This window comes from Methylobacterium sp. J-118, from assembly GCF_057836565.1.
In genome coordinates, this window is record NZ_JBYQFA010000001.1 from 2419330 (window position 1) to 2438541 (window position 19212).

Consider the following 19212-nt stretch of genomic DNA (forward strand, 5'->3'; position numbering starts at 1 on the left):
AACGACGACGCGTGTTCGTCTAATCGCGTCGTAGCGCGGGAATGCCTACCGTTTGGTCAGCAATCTAATTGAAATCAAGCTGTAGTTGAGCGCCGGTTAAAGGCGCCTCGGAGTTTCAGAGGGTCTTGAGCCACCTGAAGGCGGTGGCCGACGAATCCGCCAGCAGCTGCGGAGAGAGACCGGCTGGCGGCGACGAACGGGTAGGTAGGATTTTTCCGGGCACGCAGAACTGAACCGACCACCCCTCTGACGATGACGGTCATGCTACCGACGGCCACCGGGATTGTGGAGAGCCCCCAAACCTGAACAGATGATCAGGATGGACCCACTGCCACGCGCTCAACCGGGAGCGGACGCGATTGAGCAGCGGGGCACGCACCATCAACGACAGATGACTGCATCGGTGCCTGGCCGCTTCGATGTCTGCCTTAGAACATCGGACTACTAAAACCAGACAGGCCGCTTTCGGCCAGACTACGCAGCACCAGATCGTTAAGTCCTGCAAAACCGGCTGTTCGGCTCTACGTTCATCCGAGCCATTTCTCTTGCGCCCTGCTCGGTCCCGCCGCTCGATCTGATCACGGGCTGGCGGGTGTGCGTGTAACCGAGCTACGCGGATTTCCGCTCAAGATAGGCATGAACGATGCTGGGCAAATTGCTCCCGAGCCAATCGCCCATCTCCTGCTCCTCCTTCATTGACTGTTCGAGCGTCGACTTGTCATCGCCGGCGCCAGCCGCCTCGGCAAGTGTGAGTAACACCTTGTAAGAACTGATCTCGTAGGCCTTGAAGCCGATAGCCGCGAGGACGTTCTTCAATACCTCGTCGCCTGCGCCGGCATGAGTGAACCCCGCCACCGTGGCGATCGCGCCCGTAACCGCCTCCTTGAGCAACGACTTCTTCGATCCGTGCTTTTCAAGCAGATCGTCGAGCCGCGCAGCCTGCGTGACCGACCGTTCATGGTCAGCCTTCATCTTCAGGTGCAGATCTGGGTACGCCTCCATTCGAGGCAGCTCGTTCTGGATTGTACCGATCGCTTGGGTCTCAACCGCGTGCTGGTTGCGCAGCCCATTCAGGTAGGTGTCCATCGCCCGCTTTACGTTGCTCATACCTTCATCCTTGTCTGAACGAAAAAGGGTTGGTGCAGGCTCAACAATTGTCGGCGCCGGGCTTTACGGGCTGACCCTCAGGGGCCTTTTTCGAACCGTCATCTTTCGTCGCCGCGCCGACGTTGTTCATCGCGCCAATCGTGCCGGGAGACTCGCTCTTGGCGCCGGGGGTCACCTTGGCAGTCGTGCCGCCATCGACATTCGAGCTGGTGTCTTTGCCAGTAGCCGCATTTGTCGTCGTGCCAACATTGCAAGGCGCTGCAACAGCAAGGCTTGCTGATAGCGTGAGCAACGTGGCGGCGGCTGCGATTTTTAGGGATTTGGACATTCGTACTCCAGGCTCTCAAGCCTGAGGGAAGGGGATTCACTGATCGTTGTTCCGGGTACCCCCGTGTGACAACTGTTCGCGTAGAGAACTCATATCTCTTCCGCTTCAATCTCTGTAACCTCCACGACCAGGGGGAAAGCGCGACGCAACGTCTAGCGAGAGTTCTGAACCATCGCGTTGGGTCAGGCCGGAGGCGAGCGGCAGCGCCAGAGCGCATAGCGCCGCCATGGCCCAGAACGCGCCGGCTCCGAACGCGCCGTAGAGGAAGCCGGCCGTCGCAGTCAGAACGGCCGAGGCCAAGCCGAGGCCCAGCGTGCCGTAGAGCGTCTGCGCGGTTGCCGCGAGGCGCTCTGGGACGACCGAGGCGATCAGGCGCATGTTGGCGAGGTGCAGCAGCGCGAAGGTCAGCCCGTGCAGCGGCTGAACGAACGCCAGCACAGGGACCGCAGCCGTGGTCGCCATGGCCGACCACCGTAGCACGCCAAGCCCAGCAGCCATCAGCGTGGCTCGCGCAACGCCTAGGCGCGCCAGCAGCCAGGGACCGGCGAATACGAACACGAGCACCTCGGATGCGACCGCCTCCGACCAGAGCAGGCTGATCGTGCCGGGTCCGATGCCCGCCTCGCGCCAGCGGATCACCGCGAAGCCGTCGTTCAGGGCATGGCTGCCGATGACCAGGGCCGCCACGAGGAGCATCCGGCGGAACGACGCTGAGGCGAGAAGCTCACGGATGCCACCGAGGCCGAGGCTCGGCCGCTCCTCTTGTGGATGGGCAGCTGGAACGCGGCTCGTTGCGACCGCCATAGCGAGGAACAGGATGCCGCTCGACACGATGATGCTCGCCAAGCCGGCTTTGGCGACGAGCAGGCCGGACACTAGGGTTCCGAACACGAAGGCCGCCGAGCCGGCACCCCGGACCCAGCCGTAGGAGAACGTGCCCTCCCGCTCGGCGGCGGTGAGCGCGAGCGCGTCAGCGAGCGGCGCTAGAGCCGCGATAGCGCTCGCGTGCAGCACGCTGACCGCCAGCAACGGCCAGAAGCCATATCCTGTGAGGTAAACGAAGGAGATTAGCCCAGCCGCGGCCGCGGCAACACCGAGTACGGCCCGGGTCGCGTCGTAACGGTCGGCGAGGTGACCCGCGACGGGTGCCGCGGCGAGGCGCATCAACGTGCCCGCCGCGAGCACGGCACCGATCTCCCCCGGTATCAGGCCGCGCTCGCCGAGGAAGCTCGGAAGGAACGGCGATTCCGTCCCATAGGCGGCGTAGAGCGAGCCCTGAAGCAGCACGAAGGCAGGGAAGGAGCTCGTCAGGACGCTAGCCCAAGCCTTCGCTCCCGTTCGAACAACCATGCTGCATGCTCCGAGCCGTCACACCGGCTCGGCAGACGCCTCGCCAGTGTGCCCCGGGGGAGCGCTCGTGCCCAGGAGGCGGCGGCCTACCGTCCACACGGCCAAGCCGATGCCCGCGACGGCTGCCAGGGAAAAGAATGAGGCCGCGAAGCCGAAGTACTGCGCGACGAGGCCGGCGAGCAACGGGCTCACGGTCGCGCCCGCACCGTAGGCGGTCATGACGCCGCCAAGGCCGGCTGTGGCGTGACCGGAGCCCTCCATCATCTCGGCCACGAGAGCCGGAATAGCAACGCCGCCCAGGCCCATCGCCAAGCCTTCCAGCACCTGCACCGGGATGACCAGCAGCCAGGAAGTGGCGAACGCCGCGAAGATGCCGCGAACCACGACAAGCCCCAGGGCGATGGTGAGTACGCCGGCGTGCCCACGCCCCTTCGCGACGCGCGCGGCGAGCAGCGCAGCCCCAACCATCGTGACCTGCGAGACGACGGTCATCACGCCGGTGGTCAGGCTCGGATCGGCGCCCGCCGCGGTGCGTGCCTGCGCCAGGAACGGCAACATGGCGCCGTTGGCGGTTTGATATGCGAACACGGTGGCCGCCAGGATCAGGAGCGGCTTCGTCTCGAAAAGCACGCGCAGCGTCGATCGCTCGTCCTGCTCACCGCCGCGCGCCGTGCCATGGTCGATGCTGCTCTGGTCTACCGTCAGCAGCACCCCACACGAGGCGACCGCCATCACCACAATGGCGATGGAGACGTAGCCGAGCCCAAGGGTGTAGCCGAGCACGCCCGACAATGCGGCGTTCGCGGCGTTGCCGGCGTGGTTGTACGCTTCGTTGCGCGAGACCCGGTGGCCGTAAGCTTTCTGTCCGACAATGCCTAGCGTGATCGCCGCGACGAGGGGCGCGATGCTGGTGTCGGCGACACCGATGACCAACTGCGACAGGCCGATCAGCCATAGGCTGTCGGTGGCGATCAGGGCGACGGCGCCCAGGGCGATGGCGAGGACGGCGGCTGCAAGGGCCGCCCGCTTGTACGTGATTCGGTCGATCAGCGCCCCGACCGGCGTCGTTGCGAGCAGACCCGCGAAGCCGGCGAGACCCATGGCGAAGCCAGTGGCGGCGGGGTCGAAGCCCTGCTTCTGCAGGTACACGCCGAGGAAGGGCCCAAAACCTTCGCGTGCGCCGGCTAGGGCGAAATTTAGAGCACCGAGGTTAAAAGCTGGCTGCATGTGATCCGTGTCAGGTGCGGCAACGTCGCCGGATAAAAACTGGCTCGGCCCCAGAACAGGAGTGCCGCGCGGCAGGTTTGCGTGGTGCCGGCGCATAACCCGGCTCGCCGGAGATATTCGTGCTGACCGAGCAAGAAGTTGTGGTTTCACTTGTCGATCAAGGAATGCCGAACCAGGCCCTCAGAGCGGTGGTCGCCGTTCCAGTCTTCAATGAAGCCGAACGCATCGGACATTGCCTGCGCGCTCTCGACGGGCAGAAAGATCTTGGGGGAAGCGGGCTTGGCGTCCTGCTGTTCCTGAACAACTGCACGGATGGCACCGCCCATGTGGTCGCAGCCCTGCGCACGTCGGTGAGTCGCCCGGTTCGAATAATCGAGCGAGCGTATGCCGAGGCGAATGCGGGATGGGCACGGCGGGAGGCCATGGAGGCCGCTGCCGCGTGGTTGGAGGAGAGCGGTACGCCGGACGGTGTCATCCTCACGACCGACGCGGATAGTCGGGTCCCGGACGATTGGGTCGCCCGCAACCTCGCCGCCATCACGGAGGGTGTCGATGCCGTGGCCGGCCGGATTGCCCTCGACGAGGCGGATGCCGCGCGCCTACCCGCATCCTTGCACGCGCGCGGTGCGCTGGAGGGCGCCTACGAGGCGCTGCTCACGGAGCTCGAAGCACGGATCAATCTGGTCGCGCACGATCCCTGGCCGCGGCACTGGACGACCTCGGGCGCGACCCTCGCCGTCCGCTTAGCCACCTATCGGCATGTCGGCGGCATGCCGCCGCTCGCGGTCGGCGAGGACAAGGCCTTCGTCTCCTCCCTGCTGTCGAGCGATGCGCGGGTCCGTCACGACCCAGAAATCCTCGTGGTGACTTCCGGACGGCTCGATGGGCGCGCGCCCGGCGGGGCTGCCGACACGATGAAGCTGCGCTGCGAGGTGCCCGAGAGCCCGTGCGATCCGCGCCTGGAGCCGCTGCCGCGGGCTTTGTTCCGGTTCGCCTGGCGTCGCCGGATGGGTCAGTTACGGGCCTCGGGACGCCTCGGTCGCACGGCGCTCTGGGCCCCATGGCTCGGCATCCGGGGAGATGTGGCGGCGACGATTGCTGACCTCGCCACGCTGGGCGCCGTTCTCGCTGCGACGGAAGCGGCAAGCCCCATGCTCATATATCGCCCGCTGCGGCCTGCCGAACTCCCCCGACAGATTCGGCGCGCCCGCGCCGTCCTGAACCTGCTCCGCTCCGGGCGCCAAGTCTTCAGCCGCTTGCACATGTCGAAGTCTGTAGCGGTGGAGGGCGCCGCCCAATCTTCGGCGGAGCGGGCGGGCCATGCTTAAGCCCCTGGTCTACTGCGTCCAGAACCACGCTGCACGCCGGTTGCATCATGATTTCCGGCTGGAGATCGGCGTTGCTCTGAAGGGTTGGGCGATTACGCGCGGCCCGAGCCTCGTCGCGGGCGAACACCGCCTCACCGTCGCGGTCGAGGATCTTGCCCTGGACGATGGTGATTTTGAGGGTGTGATCGCAATGGGTCACCACGGGGCCGTCCTCATGCTGCTCTGGGACCGTGCGACCGGGGAGCCGGACGGCGACTGCGCCGCAGCCCTCGCAACGGGGTCGGCTGCCTTAATTCTACAGGGGGAAAAGCTAATCGGCCGCTGGTGTCTTGAGCGCATGAAATCTCGGCTCTGCGAGGGGCATGTTTCCTGGCTGCTGGTGAAATCGCACGGCGCCGCCGCACGCGAGCGGAGCGATCCGGATATCTTGGAGGAGCAGCCGCGCTCGGTCCTGACCGGCCGCACGGTCAAGGACATCGCCGCGACTGCGGCCTAATGGGAGGAAGGCGCATGGACCAGATCACCCCAGCAAACCTGGCCTACGACCCCGTCGCGGCCGCCAGGCAGGTGGCTGTCACCGCGACCGGGCGCGCAGGTGAACAGGACCAAGACGAAGGCTTCCCGGTCGAGGACATCGCTGACCTCGCCCGCCTGGGCCTGCTCGCCGCGCCGATACCTTCCGACGACGGTGGCGTCGGCCTGGGCGAGGAACTGGGCACGTGCCAGCTCGCGGCGGTGCTGCGCCTCGTCGGTTACGGCAGCCTTGCGCTGGGGCGGCTCTACGAGGGACACGTCAATGCGCTCCAGCTCGTCGCCCGGTACGGCGATGAATGCCAGCGCGCGCGGCTCTTCGCCGACGCCCTTGACGGCCACCTGTTTGGGGTCTGGAACACGGACTTGCCCGGCAATTGCCTACGACTGGGGGAAGATTGCCGGCTTCGCGGCGTGAAGACCTTCGCGTCAGGCGCCGGCTTCGTCACCCGCGCCCTAGTAACAGTCAAGCGCGAGCCCGGCGCCTCGCCGTTGATGCTGGTTGTGCCGCTGAAGGCCGGCAGTCGCGCCGATCTCTCGGGATGGCATGCCCACGGCATGCGTGCGTCCGCGACCGGCACCGTCGATTTCGAGGACATCGCCGTGAGCGATGACAAGATCCTGGGCGGGTGGGACGACTACCACCGCCAGCCGACCTTCTCGGGCGGCGCGTGGCGGTTCGCTGCGGTGCAGCTCGGCGGCATCGAGGCGGTGTTCGACGCTTGGCGAGGGCACCTCTCCGCGACGGGCCGCGGCGGCGACCCACACCAGCTCGCGCGCCTCGGCGAGGGCGCCATCGCGGTCGAGGGCGCCCGGCAATGGGTCGAGCGTGCCGCTTTGACCGTCGCCGAGGACGAACTTGCGCCCGAGCGCATCGTCGCCTTCGTCAACCTGGCCCGGCTCGCGGTGGAGAAAGCCGGTCTCGACGTTCTGCAGCTCGCTCAACGCTCGGTCGGCCTGCAGGGCTTCCTGCGCGAACATCCCCTTGAGCGGCTCTCACGCGACCTCGCCACCTACCTGCGGCAACCCGCGCCGGACCGGGCCCTCACCACGGCGGCGGCCGAGATCCTGACGGCCGACGGAACGGCCAGTGACCTGTTCACGCTGGGAGGCATCCTTTGACCCGATACGCCGGCACGTTGCCACCCAGCTATTTCGACGAACGCTACGCCGCCGACCCAGACCCCTGGCAGTTTCAAACGAGCGACTATGAGCGTGGGAAGTACGCCGCGACGCTCGCCGCCCTTCCGCGGGACAGCTACGTTAGCGTCCTAGAGATCGGCTGCTCCATCGGCGTACTTACGCGGCAGCTCGCTAGTCGGTGCGACGCGCTCATCAGTCTCGATCTCACCGAGCTGGCGCTCGCACAAGCGCGGGAACGCTGCCGCGACCTCGACCACGTCCACTTCGAACTCGGGCAGGTCCCCGGCCAATGGCCGGCAGGCTCGTTCGACCTGATCCTGCTCTCGGAGGTCGTATACTACCTCGACCTGGATGACGTGGCGCGCTTGGTCGAGCGTGTGCGCGGCAGCCTCGTCAATGGCGGGGACGTCGTGTTGGTGCATTGGACCGGTGATACGCACTACCCACTGACCGGCGACGAAGCGGCGGATAGCTTCATCGAAGGAGTGGCCAATTTCCTGCCGGTCACCCACCGCGAGCGGGCAGAAAAGTACAGGCTCGACGTCCTTCATCGCTGTATGAGAACATATGATCCTGCCCCACCTCCTGGAAGGAAGGTGAAGTAGGTAGCTGGTGCTCGATCCTGTTCAGTGCAATCTGACATGTTTCAACCACGTGACTGCAACACCTCTTCGGGAAATGCATGTCAGCTTCTCCAACATGCATTTCCCGAAGCGGACTGGCAGTTTTCGGCCAAACCCTGCCATTCCAGACCGCAGCTTCGCGCCATGAGCGGACATCAGCTGACCGCCCGGTAGCGGACATTCAGTTTCAGGTGACCGTCCGTCCGGAGTCGACCCATTCGCTGACCCTGGGAATGTCCGCTAACGGGCAACTCGGTTGACCATCGCCTGCGACCAGGATGGGTGGTTTCCTGCACGACCGCTTCTGGAAAGCGGTTGCATCAAGCGGACATAGACGTGGGGACCCCTCACGACCCTTCTCGGAAGTTCAGAAGGTCTGTTTGCGGGCAGCCTGATCCAGTTCTGTGTCCGATCTTGACCGAACGCAGCGAGAGCTGGTTTGTATCTGCGAAGCTACGCGGTTCCGCAGCTCGACCTGACCGCGTGCGACCGCCAGCCCATTTACATCGTCGGCAGCATCCAGCCGCACGAGTTCGTGTCTGCTTTCGATGGTCGCAACCTGGTGCTTGTCCAAGCGGATTGGATCAGCGCTGAGCATCACGAGGTCTGCCAGCGTGAGTCAGGTCGCCTCCGTCTGCTTCAGCAGATCGATCGGTATAGATATCACCACGCGCAGGCCTTCGGGCCACCAGTGATAAGCGATCTTGCCGCCGAGCTGGCCGCCGACGCTGCGCTGGACCAAGGTTGCGCCGAACCCAGCATGTTCCGGCGGTTGCGCGATCGGCGGTCCACCACGCTCGCACCAGATCAGGCTGATGCTCTTGTCGTAGCGGCGACAGCTCAGACTGACAGTGCCTGTATCACCAGATAGGGCGCCATACTTGACCGCGTTCGTCGCGAGTTCGTGGATGATCAGCGCGAGGCTGGTCAACGCCGTGTCGCGAATTGGAACATCCGCTCCGCCGAAGAACCGGATACGGCGATGCGCGCTGCCCACGCCGTCGTAAGGCATCAGCAAGGCGCGCAGTAACGCCTGCAGGGTCTGCGCCGGACGCGGCGCAGCCTTATCCTGGGGCGACGCGTGCAGGTACTCCAGCGCCCGACCGAGGCTGGTGAACCGATCCCGCAGCGTCCGTGCATACGGCTGCACTACCGGGATGTCGCGTGCCGAGAGGGTGACGAGGCCGTTGACCAGGGCGAAGACGTTCTTCAGACGGTGGCTCAGTTCACGGCTGCGCAATTCGTGATCGGCCTGGGTTTTCGCCGATGCGGTGATGTCCCGCGAGACCGCAAGCAGGCCGATGGGACCCCCGTCATCGTCCAGCATGCGCGAGAGGGCTACGTCCCAGTAGCGCGCCTCTCCGAAGATCCCCGGACGCCAATGGCTGAAGCGGGCGACGCCGGTCTCGCGCACGGCTTCGAGCCCAGCTAAAACGGCCGCCCGCGCCTCCTCGGGCCAGGATAGGGACCATGGTTCTCCCTCGTTCTCAGCGGTATCGCAGCTGCGCAGCTGCTGCAGCGCGGTCGGGTTGGCGAATTGGAGATTGCCCTGCGGGTCGAGTACTTCGATGCAGTCCGAGCTCGCCTCGACGATGCACCGGCTGAGGGTCTCAACGGACCACAGGCCACGCCGCACCGCCTCGATCGTTCCGGTGTCGAACAGGCGGTGCATTGGAGGTGACCGGCGTCGAGGCGAACCGTAGCCATTCGGGCCGGGGGACAGCGCCAGGGAGAGACGATCCCACAGAGCTCCTGTTGCCATTGCCGGCTCCCGCGCGTTGGTCTCGCATGACGAAGTGTCAAGCTATCGTCAGGCTACGGAAACTGCGCTCCGTCCCCTTATCAAAAGACAATTGCGCGAACCTTTTACGAAAAATTAATCACCGCTTTGGGGTACCTGGCCTCTATTGAGGGTAAATTTCGGTGAAACCTGCTTTTTGATCGGATGGGCATCTCCGGTCACTGCCATGGGTAGCAAGCTGTAGCTGTGATGTTGCGAGCGCAGCGAGCTGCGCGAGCGTTCCTTGCCCCTTCATCGCCTGCACGGCTCCTTCCGACCCAAGCGTACTCAAGCCCCGTCGCCCGGTTCGGGTGGCGGGGTCTTTTACCGGGCGGATCATCGATCACTGGACAGGGCGCAGGCATCCAATGTCGTGCTCGCGGTGTCGTCGCTAGATCGACTGGGCTCGGTCTGGCGTTCCTTCGAGAGGCACCTTTCGAACGATCACCTCGTTCTCTCTTTTGGGAGGGCGGTTTAATGCAGCAGGCGCTGACGCGGAAGCTCGAGAGCTTCGAGCCGCTGTCCGACCAAGCTCGCTGGGCTTTGAACAACCTGATACTCAAGGTTCGGCACGTCGGCGCGCGCCAGGATCTGATCCGGGAAGGCGACAAGCCCGACAACGTCCTGCTGATCCTCGACGGCTTTGCCTGCCGGTACAAGGTCCTTCCGGACGGCCAGCGGCAGATCATGGCCCTGTTGGTACCAGGTGACTTCTGCGACCTGAACGTGTTCATCCTCGACGAGATGGATCACACCATCGGCACCATCTCGCAGTGCCAGGTCGTGGACATCCCCCGTCAGGCTATCGATGAGATCACGGCGCATCACACGAGCATCGCGCGCGCCTTCTGGTGGTGCTCCCTGGTCGACGGTGCGGTCCTACGAGAGTGGCTGGTCAACATGGGCGCACGCGCTCCGGACCAGCGCATCGCTCACCTCCTCTGCGAACTTTTGATGCGCTTGGAGGCGGTGGGGCGTGTCACCGATAATAGCTACGCGTTCCCACTCACGCAGACCGAGATCGCTGACATGATCGGCTTGTCCGACGTGCACGTGAACCGAACCCTACGCGGGTTGCGCGCCCTCGGCCTGATCCACCTCAAGCGCCGGGTGCTGACCATTCTCGACGTCGAGCAGCTAAAGGCGTTCTGCAGCTTCGCACCGAACTACCTGCACCTGCGCAATACCCGTTGGGGAGAGCGCCACGACCTGAGTTGGCTCGGCCGAGCCCAGGAAGGCTAGCCGATGTCCGAGCGGGGCAACGTCGAGACGTTGATCGTGCTGCAGCCGATCGCGGTCGACACGGGTAGCCCCGACCATGACGGCATGCTGGTGATCGCCAACGGCCTCCTTGTGGCGGTTCTTGTCCGCCTCGCCGAACCCGAGCACGCCAATGTCGGAAGCTGGTTTCTGGAAGCGGGGTTCGGCCGGCTGCAGGGGAACAAGTCTCCGACCTTCCTGGACCTGGAGGAGGCGACGCGCTGGCTGCGGCAACGCCTAGCGCCGACCTAACCTCGTCGGCGCTGCCCCGTGGTTGGGCGATACCGGCGTCCGCACTCTGCTGGAACGCGACGCCCCCGAACCTTTCTCAAGCCTGGGGTACTTTCAGGAGGTTCCAATTGCCTGTATCGCACGTGCCTTACGCCCTCGTCGTGGACGATGATGCGCTGATCCGTATGACCGCGATGGACGTCCTGGAGGAGGCGGGGTTCCACACCTTCGAGGCCGGAGACGGCGCCGCAGCCATGGCCCTGCTGGCTGAGAAGCACGCCCTGATCATTCTGCTGTTCACCGATGTACAGATGCCTGGGTCCCGCAATGGCTTTGCCGTCGCCAGGGAAACGGCCGGCCGGTGGCCGCACATCGCGATCGTCCTCGCATCCGGGAAGGCTCGCCCTTGCTCCGGCGACTTACCGGAGGGGGCACGCTTCCTCGGCAAGCCATTTTTGGCTGAGATAGTCCGGGAGCATATCAAGGAGATCTTGCCGGACGGGCAAAAGCCCGAGCTGCTGCGCGATTAGTAGCTGAGTGAGCCATTCGCGTCGCGTCCCCTCAAGGAAACAAAGAGCTAGCATTCAGGCTGGCAATTATTATTGTCGTATCGCCACAACCGCATCTCGGCAAAGCAGACTGAATGAACCTGCGAGCCAGCATGTCGTACCGAGTAACGTCCTCTCTAGAAGGCCTCGTTCCAGCAGAGCAGTTCCATCACGCAAGCACTAATGGATCGCTGCCTCATTCGTCAGCGTCCCGGCACAGCGCGCGTCGGCCTTAACGGTAAGACTGGGTTGGATGTGGCACGTCCGCGTTAGGACGAAAGATCAAGGTCCGATTGCCACCCATTGCAGACTCTGAGCAGGTCCGCTTGCAACCACTTTTTGAGATAAGGTTGTGCGTTTGTATCGGCCACAGCGTAGGCTAATGATGGAGGGCAACTACGAACCAATCATGATCGCCGATTAAGCACGTCGCAATATATGCTACACTATCTATTTTTATTGATTATCGCTCTAATTTAATTCAGTGCGTTCTCGCGCATCTGATCTGTCGATAGTTTACCCCACAACGTCAACATGCGATTAGTCTGCATGTACTGTCCGGCATGTTCGCCAGATCCATATAAATCATCGACGGGTATACGGAGCGCATCTGCAATCCGTCTTAAATTCTCATGACGAGCGTCTTTCTCGTTCCGCATGTTGCCCTCCAACGGTTGTCCGTCGTGTAAGGTGGCTGGAGATACCATTCCGCCGAGTTGTAGCCCGAACAAGTTGTGTGTTCAAAGGTTGTAGTGGAATGTTGACCCAACCGGACTGATGCGGGAGGTGCCGGTGATTTTCACGACCGACGCCCAGGGCGAAATCACGTACATCTGTCTCGAATGGAACGCCTACGCCGGGCAGACGCGCGAGATGGCATACCGGGACGGCTGGACCACACCAGTCCTGGAAAGCGATCAGGATGCTGTCAGGGCCATCTTCTCAGAGGCGGCCAAGGCACAGGCCGAGTTCTGTGTCCGGTTCCGCATTCGGTGCGCGGATGGGTCGGTGCGATGGCTCGCGGCAGGAGGCGTTCCCTCGTTTGGACCGCCGGGGCGGTCGTTCCTCGGTTATCTCGGGTCCATGACCGAGTTTGCGCCGACAGAGGCAACTGAGATCGCCGCATACGGTGGGATCGAGAGGTTCATCCCGCCGCCGACACAGGTGGCCACGCAGGCCGTGTCACCCCTCGATACCATCGCGGACCACCTCATCATCGTGTACTCGCTAATGGAGCAGCACGATGCGACGTCAGGCTTGAAGGAGGTCAAAGCCGCCTTGTTTAAGATCGGCCAAGCATTGGCCCGCAGTGATGGATCGCGGCTGCGGCTCAACTGAGTGAACGAAACCTCGGCTCCTACTGAAGACAGAAGCATCTTGACCATTGCGTTGCCGGCTTGGACGGTGGTCGAGGCGGTACACGGATCTGGATGAGTTTGCCGGTCCGAGGGTCGAGAACCACTACCACCATATCATGCCCCCTGCGATCAGATGCTGAACCTCAGCACGATGACGTGGAACACCAACTCGATCCTTCGGGCGGTCGTTTACGATCATCGTCGCCCGGCAGCGCTGCTAACCATAGCATACAGTTGGAAGTTGTAAATAACGCAGATGCACAACCGATGGATTGGGTTTGGGCTTCGGGCCCTCGTGAAGCTTCCCGAAAGTAGTCAGTCTCGTTGCCATACGCGCAACGGGATATAGGCGAGACGCCCGCTTTCGGGCGAAACGCTATGGTCCGCCCACCACCCTGAGCCGAAGTTGCCAGACAGCCGACCAATGACCGCTTACGGGACGCGGCCATGGCGATCCAGACGGCCGGGTTGGATCGGAACCGGGATGGCTGCTGAGGGGGATTTGCGATGGTCTGTTTTCGAGCGAGAAGTGGCAGAAGCAGACATCGCCGTCGCGCCGACTAGCGATCCGTTGCAGGAGCTTTGGTGGCACGTGCAGCATTGGCGGTGTACCGAAGCTAGAAAGGTCGTCACAAAGGAGTCGCCGCATGGTTCGGGTGCGCAGCTTTCAGGAGAATGATGCTCCGGCCCTCGCTGACCTGATGATCGAGATGACTGATTTCTACGGCGTTACGGTCGATCCTGATCTGGCGGTCGCCAAGGATGTCATCCGGCAAGCTCAGAGGGTGAACATAGCCGTGGCTCACGATGATGCCCGATTGCTGGGCTTCGCCACCTACACGTCGCTGTACCCCGTTCGTGGGCTGCTGGCGTTTACCTACGTCCAGCGGATTTATGTGGCCCATGCTGCGCGTCGCCTTGGCGTCGCTCAGGCATTGATGGCCGAGGTTGCACGAGGGGCGAAAGCCGCAGGCAGCACTAGGATCGAGTGGTCCACTTCAGCCGAGAACACGGCAGCGCGGGCGCTATACGATGGCTTAGGCGCAAACGGGTCCGACAAAGTGTACTACGAGCTTGACGGGGTGGCCCTCGAACGACTGGCCGAGACGCAGCAGGGCGCGTAGATCTCCTTTCCACCCCGTACCGAAATTGCCGGACGGCCGATGCATGACTGCTTCTGGGAAGCGCTGACGACTGCTCGCACGGCTGGGTTGGGTCGGAAGCAGGATGGCTGCTCTGGGTGGTTTCCTGCCTGTCCGCTTCTGGACAGCGGTTGCATCAAGTGGACATAGCCGTGGGGACCGCTCACGACCCTTCGCAGACCCTCGGAAGGTCTGCTTCGTGGCAGCACGATAGACAACGACCTATGACCGGGTTGGGTGGAAAGCCGCCCGTCCGCTCTTAGCGTTGTATCGTTGGAAGCGGACGTCGCAGTCCAGGCTTAGGGGCCGGAATACTCCCCTTAAATAAGCTGCTCCATCCGTGGTTGTACCAGTTACCGCATCAGAGAGTGTGCAAACACTCTCGTCCACCGGGACTCTTGCAAAGCAATGCTCAGCAAATCTAAGGCTTCGATTAGGGCGGCTATTTTACCTGTCGCCGGTCATTGCCAAAAGTGTGGCTCGGATGCGCCAACCTGAGCGCTGTAACGGTTTACGATCGCAGCACAAACCCGCACTGCGTGTCTTTTGCAACCTTGAATAGGGAATCGGAACCGGCGACACAGCTTTAAACGAAGCTGCAGGGCACGGTCATGGCGCGGGGAAGGTGGTGTGGGATTCTGCTGGCGGCAGCCGCCGCCTTTCCAGGCCAAGCCCGCGCGCAGATCTCGCCGGTCGACATCTTCGGAACCCTGATCGGTGCCGCTCAAGCGCAAGCAGCACGCGAGGCTTGGGCACGACTCCCGAGTGCGGATCGCTCGTGCCTCGATCGAGCTCTTGCCCGCCAGAATACTACCATCGCCGGTCTGGCCCAGCGCGGCATCGGCCCGGACGATGGACGGTTGAGCGCGGTTTTCGCCCAATGCCGACGCTTCACGGAGCCGAATCTCAGGCGCGGTTACAGCTGCACGGTGCCGGACGATAGCGGATGGTCGATCACAACGACCTGCAATCAGACGTTCGCTTACCGGAATGGTGATGGCCGCGTCCAACCCGTCGAGCCGCGGGAGGCAATCGACCTTCATTTCTCGGGCACCCGGATCATCGTGGCCGACGTCGAGACCGGCGAGGCGCGTGAGACGCGCCGGGCCCGCGCGGAGGCGCAGGGACGTGCCGAGCAGCTTCAGGTGCTCAAGGGATCGCTGACGGCCTACCAGCGGGATCCGTCCCCTGTCGTCCGGTCCGAAATCGCCCGGATTCAGATCCGCATCGATCAGCAGCTCGGTGCACGCACCGGACCGTCCGCGCTTGATACCGAATCGCTCAATCGCGAGATCGGCGGGTTGAGCGCGCTGTCGCAGGCTGAAGCCCTGCGCATGGCCGCGCTCGATCGCATGAGCGGACTGCGCGCGCAGGCCGAAGCCCGCACGAAGGCGGATGTGCCCGATGGCCTGCGCAAGCGTCTGGCCGACTTGCGCAAGGATGCCGTGTCAATCTCCGAACCACCCCGGGCAACCTCACCGACGAAGACGGCGGGTCCGGCGCGCGACCTCGGCCCCTCGTTCGATTGCGAGCGGGCGAATACGCCCCTCCCCACCCTGATCTGTGAGGATGCCAGCCTGCGGCGCGTCGATCTCGACATGGCCCGGGCGTTCTACACGCTCCGTCAGATTCACCCGGACGCCGCGGCCGAGCTCAAGGAGGCCTCGAACGACCTCGTGAAGCGCACACTCGCATCCTGTCGGATCCCGGAGACCGGCAAGACCACGGCGGCCGCTCGGAAGGCCATCCCCTGTATCGCCGCAACCTACCAGCGTCAGCGGGACGCGTGGTCGGCTCGCGTGGGTCGCGAAGGGCCGGTCTCGGCCCGGCAGGAGCTCGCCCGGTCGCTGGAAGACCATGTTCGCCTTCAGGAGGCGCTGCGTAGCGCCGGCTACCTGCCTGCCGACGCGACCGCGGATGGCGTCTACGGCGGTGTGACGCGCAAAGCGCTCGTGGCGTTCGCCGAGGCCGAAAGCATGGACGCCGATGGTTTTCTCGGCGATGGGCTCGCCGCCAAGCTTGGGCGCGGCTCGACGCCTGCGCCGAACGTGTCCCTCATCACCGACCCAAGCCTCCCCGCGCGTATCGACGCCGTCGCACGGCGCTACGAGAGCTACCTCACGGATCTCGCTGTCGAGGAGCGGGATCGCGGCACGCGCCTGCAGGCACAGCGCCAGATCGACGAGCAGCGCAAGCGCATCGAGGCCCTCTTGGCCGGTCCCGTACCGGAAGACCTCCGGCCGGACCTCGCCGTGCTCGTCCAGCAGTTCGACGGTGCTGCGCCAAAGGATTTACCCAAGGCCGCCGAGGCGCTCCAGCAGCGCCTCTCCCAGATCGAGCCACGGATGCGGGAGGCTGAGGCGATCCAGCGCGCTATCACCGACAAGAACCGCTTCCTCGTGGAAGGCGACCCCGGCGATCTGCTGTTCCTCTACAACAGCTCGCCCCGCGCGGCCGCCGTCGTGCGCGGTCTCGACGGCAACCTCGTGTTCGACCCGGAGCGCACTGTTGCATGCGCGATGCCCGAAGCGCCGAGCGACCGCATCGCCCTGGAGCAGCTGATCGCCAAGGCGCGCAGCCTCGGTGCGCCGGTCAAGGAGACGCTGCCTCCATGCAGCGGCGCTCAGCAGCAGAGCGCAGATCTTGTCGTCTTCGAGCGCAGTGCGCTGCGTGCGCAGGTCGGGGTGTTCCAGACCATCGCCTCGGCCGTCGACACGGGTGTGTTCACCCTCGGCGGCACGGTGCCGAAATCGGACATCGTGGCCGCACGCCAAGCGGAAGGGATCCGAGCGGCCGAGGCGGAAAGTGAAGTCGCTCGCGGCACCTCGGACGGCTTGGCCGTCCTCGCTTTCGGTCCCGGGTCCCGCACGATCTGCCGGATCGCCACCGGAGACAAGGTGCTGCACGATCAGCTCCTGCAGCGCTACGAGGCGCTGCTAAGGGCGGAACTGCGCGGCGTGACGACAACGGTGACCGCGAACGCTGACGGAGCCTTTCTGTCGATCAAGCGCGGGCAGTGCGGGGCCGTCTATGGCACGGCTCCGGACTTGGCTGCGCTGGTGAAGGGTCTCACCCGCGACGGCATCACGTTCCGATATCTGCCGATCTGGATCTCGCCCGAAACAGTCGGCAAGGCGCAAGCAGCGTTGATGGAGCAGCAGGCGACGAAGCAGCGTGATCGCGAGCAGGACGCGCGTCGGCGCGAGCGTGATGCGGCCGAGCGCAGCCGGACCGCGCTCGTCGACCGCCTCAAGCGTGATCAGGCCGAGGCCGAATCGACCCTCAAGGGTGGCATCCCGCAGGATCTTCAAACCTTCCTCAGCGGCTTCGTCGCCGAGGTCGCGAGCATCGCGCCCGAGACCTCCGATGCCCGACTTGGGGAGTTGGCAGACGCCTATGCCGGGAAGCGCGCCCGCATCGACGAGGCGGCTCGGCTCGCCCGGGCAGTCACGGCGAAAAGCCGTTTCCTCATGGAAGGGGACCGCGGCGACCTGATCATCCTGTACAACGACAGCGGCAAGGCCCCGTCGGTCGTACGCAACCTGCGCGGCGAGTTGGTATTCGAGGATGGGCGCGCCACCGCCTGCCTGTATCACGCCCCGCTCTCCGACGTGTTCATGAACCGTCAGATCCGCGACCGCAGCGCCGCACTCGGAGCGAAGCTCGACCTGCCGCTCGCATCATGCGGCGCGACCGATCTTGCCAGCCAAGACCTCATCTTCGCCGAGCGGGAACGCCTTCTGCGTGAGCCGGTCAACCGGGTGATCAGCTTGGTGGATGCCGTCAACGGCAACCTGTTCTCGCGTCTCAACGCGGTGGACGCGAGCGCTCTAGCGGCGGTCAAGCAGGCGGAAGCGGCCAAGGCGAACGAGGTCGAGGCCAAGGTTCGCGGCAAGACTGCAGACGGCTTCGGCCTCGTCGTCGTACCCAATGGTTCGAGCGTGCTGTGCCGGGTGCCGTCGGCGGACGCCGAAGCCCACGCGGCGATCCTGATGCGTTTGAATGACCGGATCGCCGATGAACTGCCGGGTCAGCCTGTGGCTACGGCGACGTCGGCCGACGGCGCATTCATCGCGGTGAAAAGGAGTGAATGCGGTGCAGTCTACGCCGCCGCAGTCGATCTCACAGCCCTCGACGAAGCCATGAACCGGGATGGGATCAGCCATCGCTACCTCCCGCTGTGGATCGAATCGGCGGAGGTCGCCCAAACTCGGGACTTGATCGAGCAGGACAAGACGCGCAGCGCCGAACAGCAGTTCAAGCGGCAGCGAGAGCTCGATGACCGCAGGAAACTCGATCAGATCAAGGCGAATGAAGAAGGCGTTCGGCGTGCCGCGCAAGAACAGGCGCTGCGCGCCCAGTACGGCGAGCGCGCTCGGTTCTTCGAGCAGACGCTCGGTGACGATGCCCGTGCCTTCGCTACCGGTGCGCAGACCGCCAGCTTCAGCCAACTCTATCCGAAGCTCGCGGAGCATTATCGAGAACAGCGCAACGATCGCTGGGAGTTAATGTCTCTGGAAACCCACGTACTCGATTACGGAACGGCGCTTTACAAAAACCGCCCTCTCGAAACAGCTCTGGTAACCACCCGCATCAAGATGCGGAATCGCATCAAGGGCGAGTATCAGGATGTCTGTTACGTAACGGGTTACATCAATGACGCCGAGTTTAACGTGATGCGTGATGCGTTCGGAGAAATCTGTGACGAAGTCGGCCCCAAGCTCGCTCGGTACAAGCAAAACGAGTATTTTACCAGCCGTTGGATTGCACCATGACTGCCGAGATCGACGTGCCTGCCACGGTTAGGGGGAAGTGGGACGTCATCAAGATCATCTTTTCGGTCACCGAACATGTCAGTCTCGCCTACTACGAGAATGCGGCTCCGGTGGTCCGCGAGGCGATGGTCGAGTACGCTTCCGAGCGTGATCTTTCCGATAACCGCGTAGAGATCGAGAGTCATCCGTCGTACAACCGCTGACGCCCCACATCGATCGCATTCCGACCGGCTCGAATCATCACATCGCCTTGCGGAATGTCGTCGATCAGATTAGGAGGACCGTCTAAGGCTCATCTCTGCCATAGTAGTAGATGAGCATAGGTCCGCTCTTGAGAACCGTACGGCCGCATTTGAACGACTGTGTTGGGTCGTTAGCGGGCGTATAAGTCTCGTCTCGGCTGAACTGCACCACCGCCTCGCAACCTGCATCCTGCCGGATCCGGAATGGGCCAGCAGCCGCAAGGATCCGTTAACCATAC

The 19212-nt window shown here is 63.8% G+C and carries 16 protein-coding genes; 11 read left to right on the forward strand and 5 right to left on the reverse strand.

All coding sequences use genetic code 11. From position 1 onward, the window contains the following. Positions 1-609: 609 nt before the first annotated feature. The 4 genes from AC3IF3_RS11615 to AC3IF3_RS11630 form a co-directional block, all read right to left on the reverse strand. Entirely contained in the window at positions 610-1107 is a 498-nt protein-coding gene (locus tag AC3IF3_RS11615) for a DUF892 family protein (RefSeq protein WP_243969346.1), read from the reverse strand. Between the two features lie 40 nt (positions 1108-1147). Next, positions 1148-1435: a hypothetical protein gene (locus AC3IF3_RS11620; RefSeq protein WP_243969348.1), complete on the reverse strand. Its 288-nt coding sequence runs from the start codon at positions 1433-1435 to the stop codon at positions 1148-1150. A gap of 105 nt (positions 1436-1540) precedes the next feature. Next, complete coding sequence (locus AC3IF3_RS11625) at positions 1541-2785, reverse strand: MFS transporter (protein ID WP_243969350.1); 1245 nt, start codon at positions 2783-2785, stop codon at positions 1541-1543. 18 nt (positions 2786-2803) lie between these two features. Continuing rightward, positions 2804-4108, reverse strand: coding sequence for an MFS transporter (locus tag AC3IF3_RS11630; RefSeq protein WP_243969352.1), 1305 nt, complete (start codon positions 4106-4108; stop codon positions 2804-2806). A gap of 23 nt (positions 4109-4131) precedes the next feature. Between AC3IF3_RS11630 and AC3IF3_RS11635 the strand changes: the two genes are divergently transcribed. Genes AC3IF3_RS11635 through AC3IF3_RS11650 form a run of 4 tightly spaced genes read left to right on the forward strand, consistent with a single transcriptional unit; the run spans position 4132 to position 7619 of the window. Continuing rightward, complete coding sequence (locus AC3IF3_RS11635; protein ID WP_243969354.1) at positions 4132-5340, forward strand: glycosyltransferase family 2 protein; 1209 nt, start codon at positions 4132-4134, stop codon at positions 5338-5340. Further along, the gene (locus AC3IF3_RS11640) at positions 5333-5836 is read left to right on the forward strand and encodes a DNA polymerase ligase N-terminal domain-containing protein (protein ID WP_243969356.1); all 504 of its coding nucleotides are present in this window, start codon (positions 5333-5335) and stop codon (positions 5834-5836) included. Before AC3IF3_RS11635 ends, AC3IF3_RS11640 begins: the two co-directional genes overlap by 8 nt. A 14-nt stretch (positions 5837-5850) precedes the next feature. Then, on the forward strand, positions 5851-6993 hold the full coding sequence (locus AC3IF3_RS11645) for an acyl-CoA dehydrogenase family protein (RefSeq protein WP_243969357.1): 1143 nt from the start codon (positions 5851-5853) through the stop codon (positions 6991-6993). Next, complete coding sequence (locus AC3IF3_RS11650; protein WP_243969359.1) at positions 6990-7619, forward strand: class I SAM-dependent DNA methyltransferase; 630 nt, start codon at positions 6990-6992, stop codon at positions 7617-7619. Before AC3IF3_RS11645 ends, AC3IF3_RS11650 begins: the two co-directional genes overlap by 4 nt. Positions 7620-8256: 637 nt before the next feature. Here AC3IF3_RS11650 and AC3IF3_RS11655 read toward each other — a convergent pair. Beyond that, positions 8257-9309, reverse strand: coding sequence for a PAS domain-containing protein (locus tag AC3IF3_RS11655; protein WP_243973867.1), 1053 nt, complete (start codon positions 9307-9309; stop codon positions 8257-8259). A gap of 585 nt (positions 9310-9894) precedes the next feature. On the opposite strand from AC3IF3_RS11655, the gene AC3IF3_RS11660 reads away from it, so the two are divergent. The 7 genes from AC3IF3_RS11660 to AC3IF3_RS11690 all read left to right on the forward strand — a co-directional run bounded on the left by AC3IF3_RS11660 (position 9895) and on the right by AC3IF3_RS11690 (position 18934). Beyond that, on the forward strand, positions 9895-10659 hold the full coding sequence (locus AC3IF3_RS11660; RefSeq protein WP_489228848.1) for a Crp/Fnr family transcriptional regulator: 765 nt from the start codon (positions 9895-9897) through the stop codon (positions 10657-10659). Positions 10660-10662: 3 nt separating this feature from the next. Beyond that, a complete protein-coding gene (locus AC3IF3_RS11665; protein WP_489228850.1) occupies positions 10663-10929 on the forward strand; it encodes a hypothetical protein in 267 nt (88 codons plus the stop codon). Between the two features lie 122 nt (positions 10930-11051). Then, positions 11052-11438, forward strand: coding sequence for a response regulator (locus AC3IF3_RS11670; RefSeq protein WP_489228852.1), 387 nt, complete (start codon positions 11052-11054; stop codon positions 11436-11438). Between the two features lie 810 nt (positions 11439-12248). Then, positions 12249-12794: a PAS domain-containing protein gene (locus AC3IF3_RS11675; protein ID WP_243969316.1), complete on the forward strand. Its 546-nt coding sequence runs from the start codon at positions 12249-12251 to the stop codon at positions 12792-12794. Positions 12795-13461: 667 nt separating this feature from the next. Then, the gene (locus AC3IF3_RS11680) at positions 13462-13938 is read left to right on the forward strand and encodes a GNAT family N-acetyltransferase (RefSeq protein WP_489228854.1); all 477 of its coding nucleotides are present in this window, start codon (positions 13462-13464) and stop codon (positions 13936-13938) included. 629 nt (positions 13939-14567) lie between these two features. Next, on the forward strand, positions 14568-18731 hold the full coding sequence (locus AC3IF3_RS11685; protein ID WP_489228856.1) for a peptidoglycan-binding protein: 4164 nt from the start codon (positions 14568-14570) through the stop codon (positions 18729-18731). Further along, positions 18728-18934: a hypothetical protein gene (locus tag AC3IF3_RS11690; protein WP_489228858.1), complete on the forward strand. Its 207-nt coding sequence runs from the start codon at positions 18728-18730 to the stop codon at positions 18932-18934. The genes AC3IF3_RS11685 and AC3IF3_RS11690 overlap by 4 nt, the downstream gene beginning before the upstream one ends. Positions 18935-19212 lie beyond the last annotated feature (278 nt).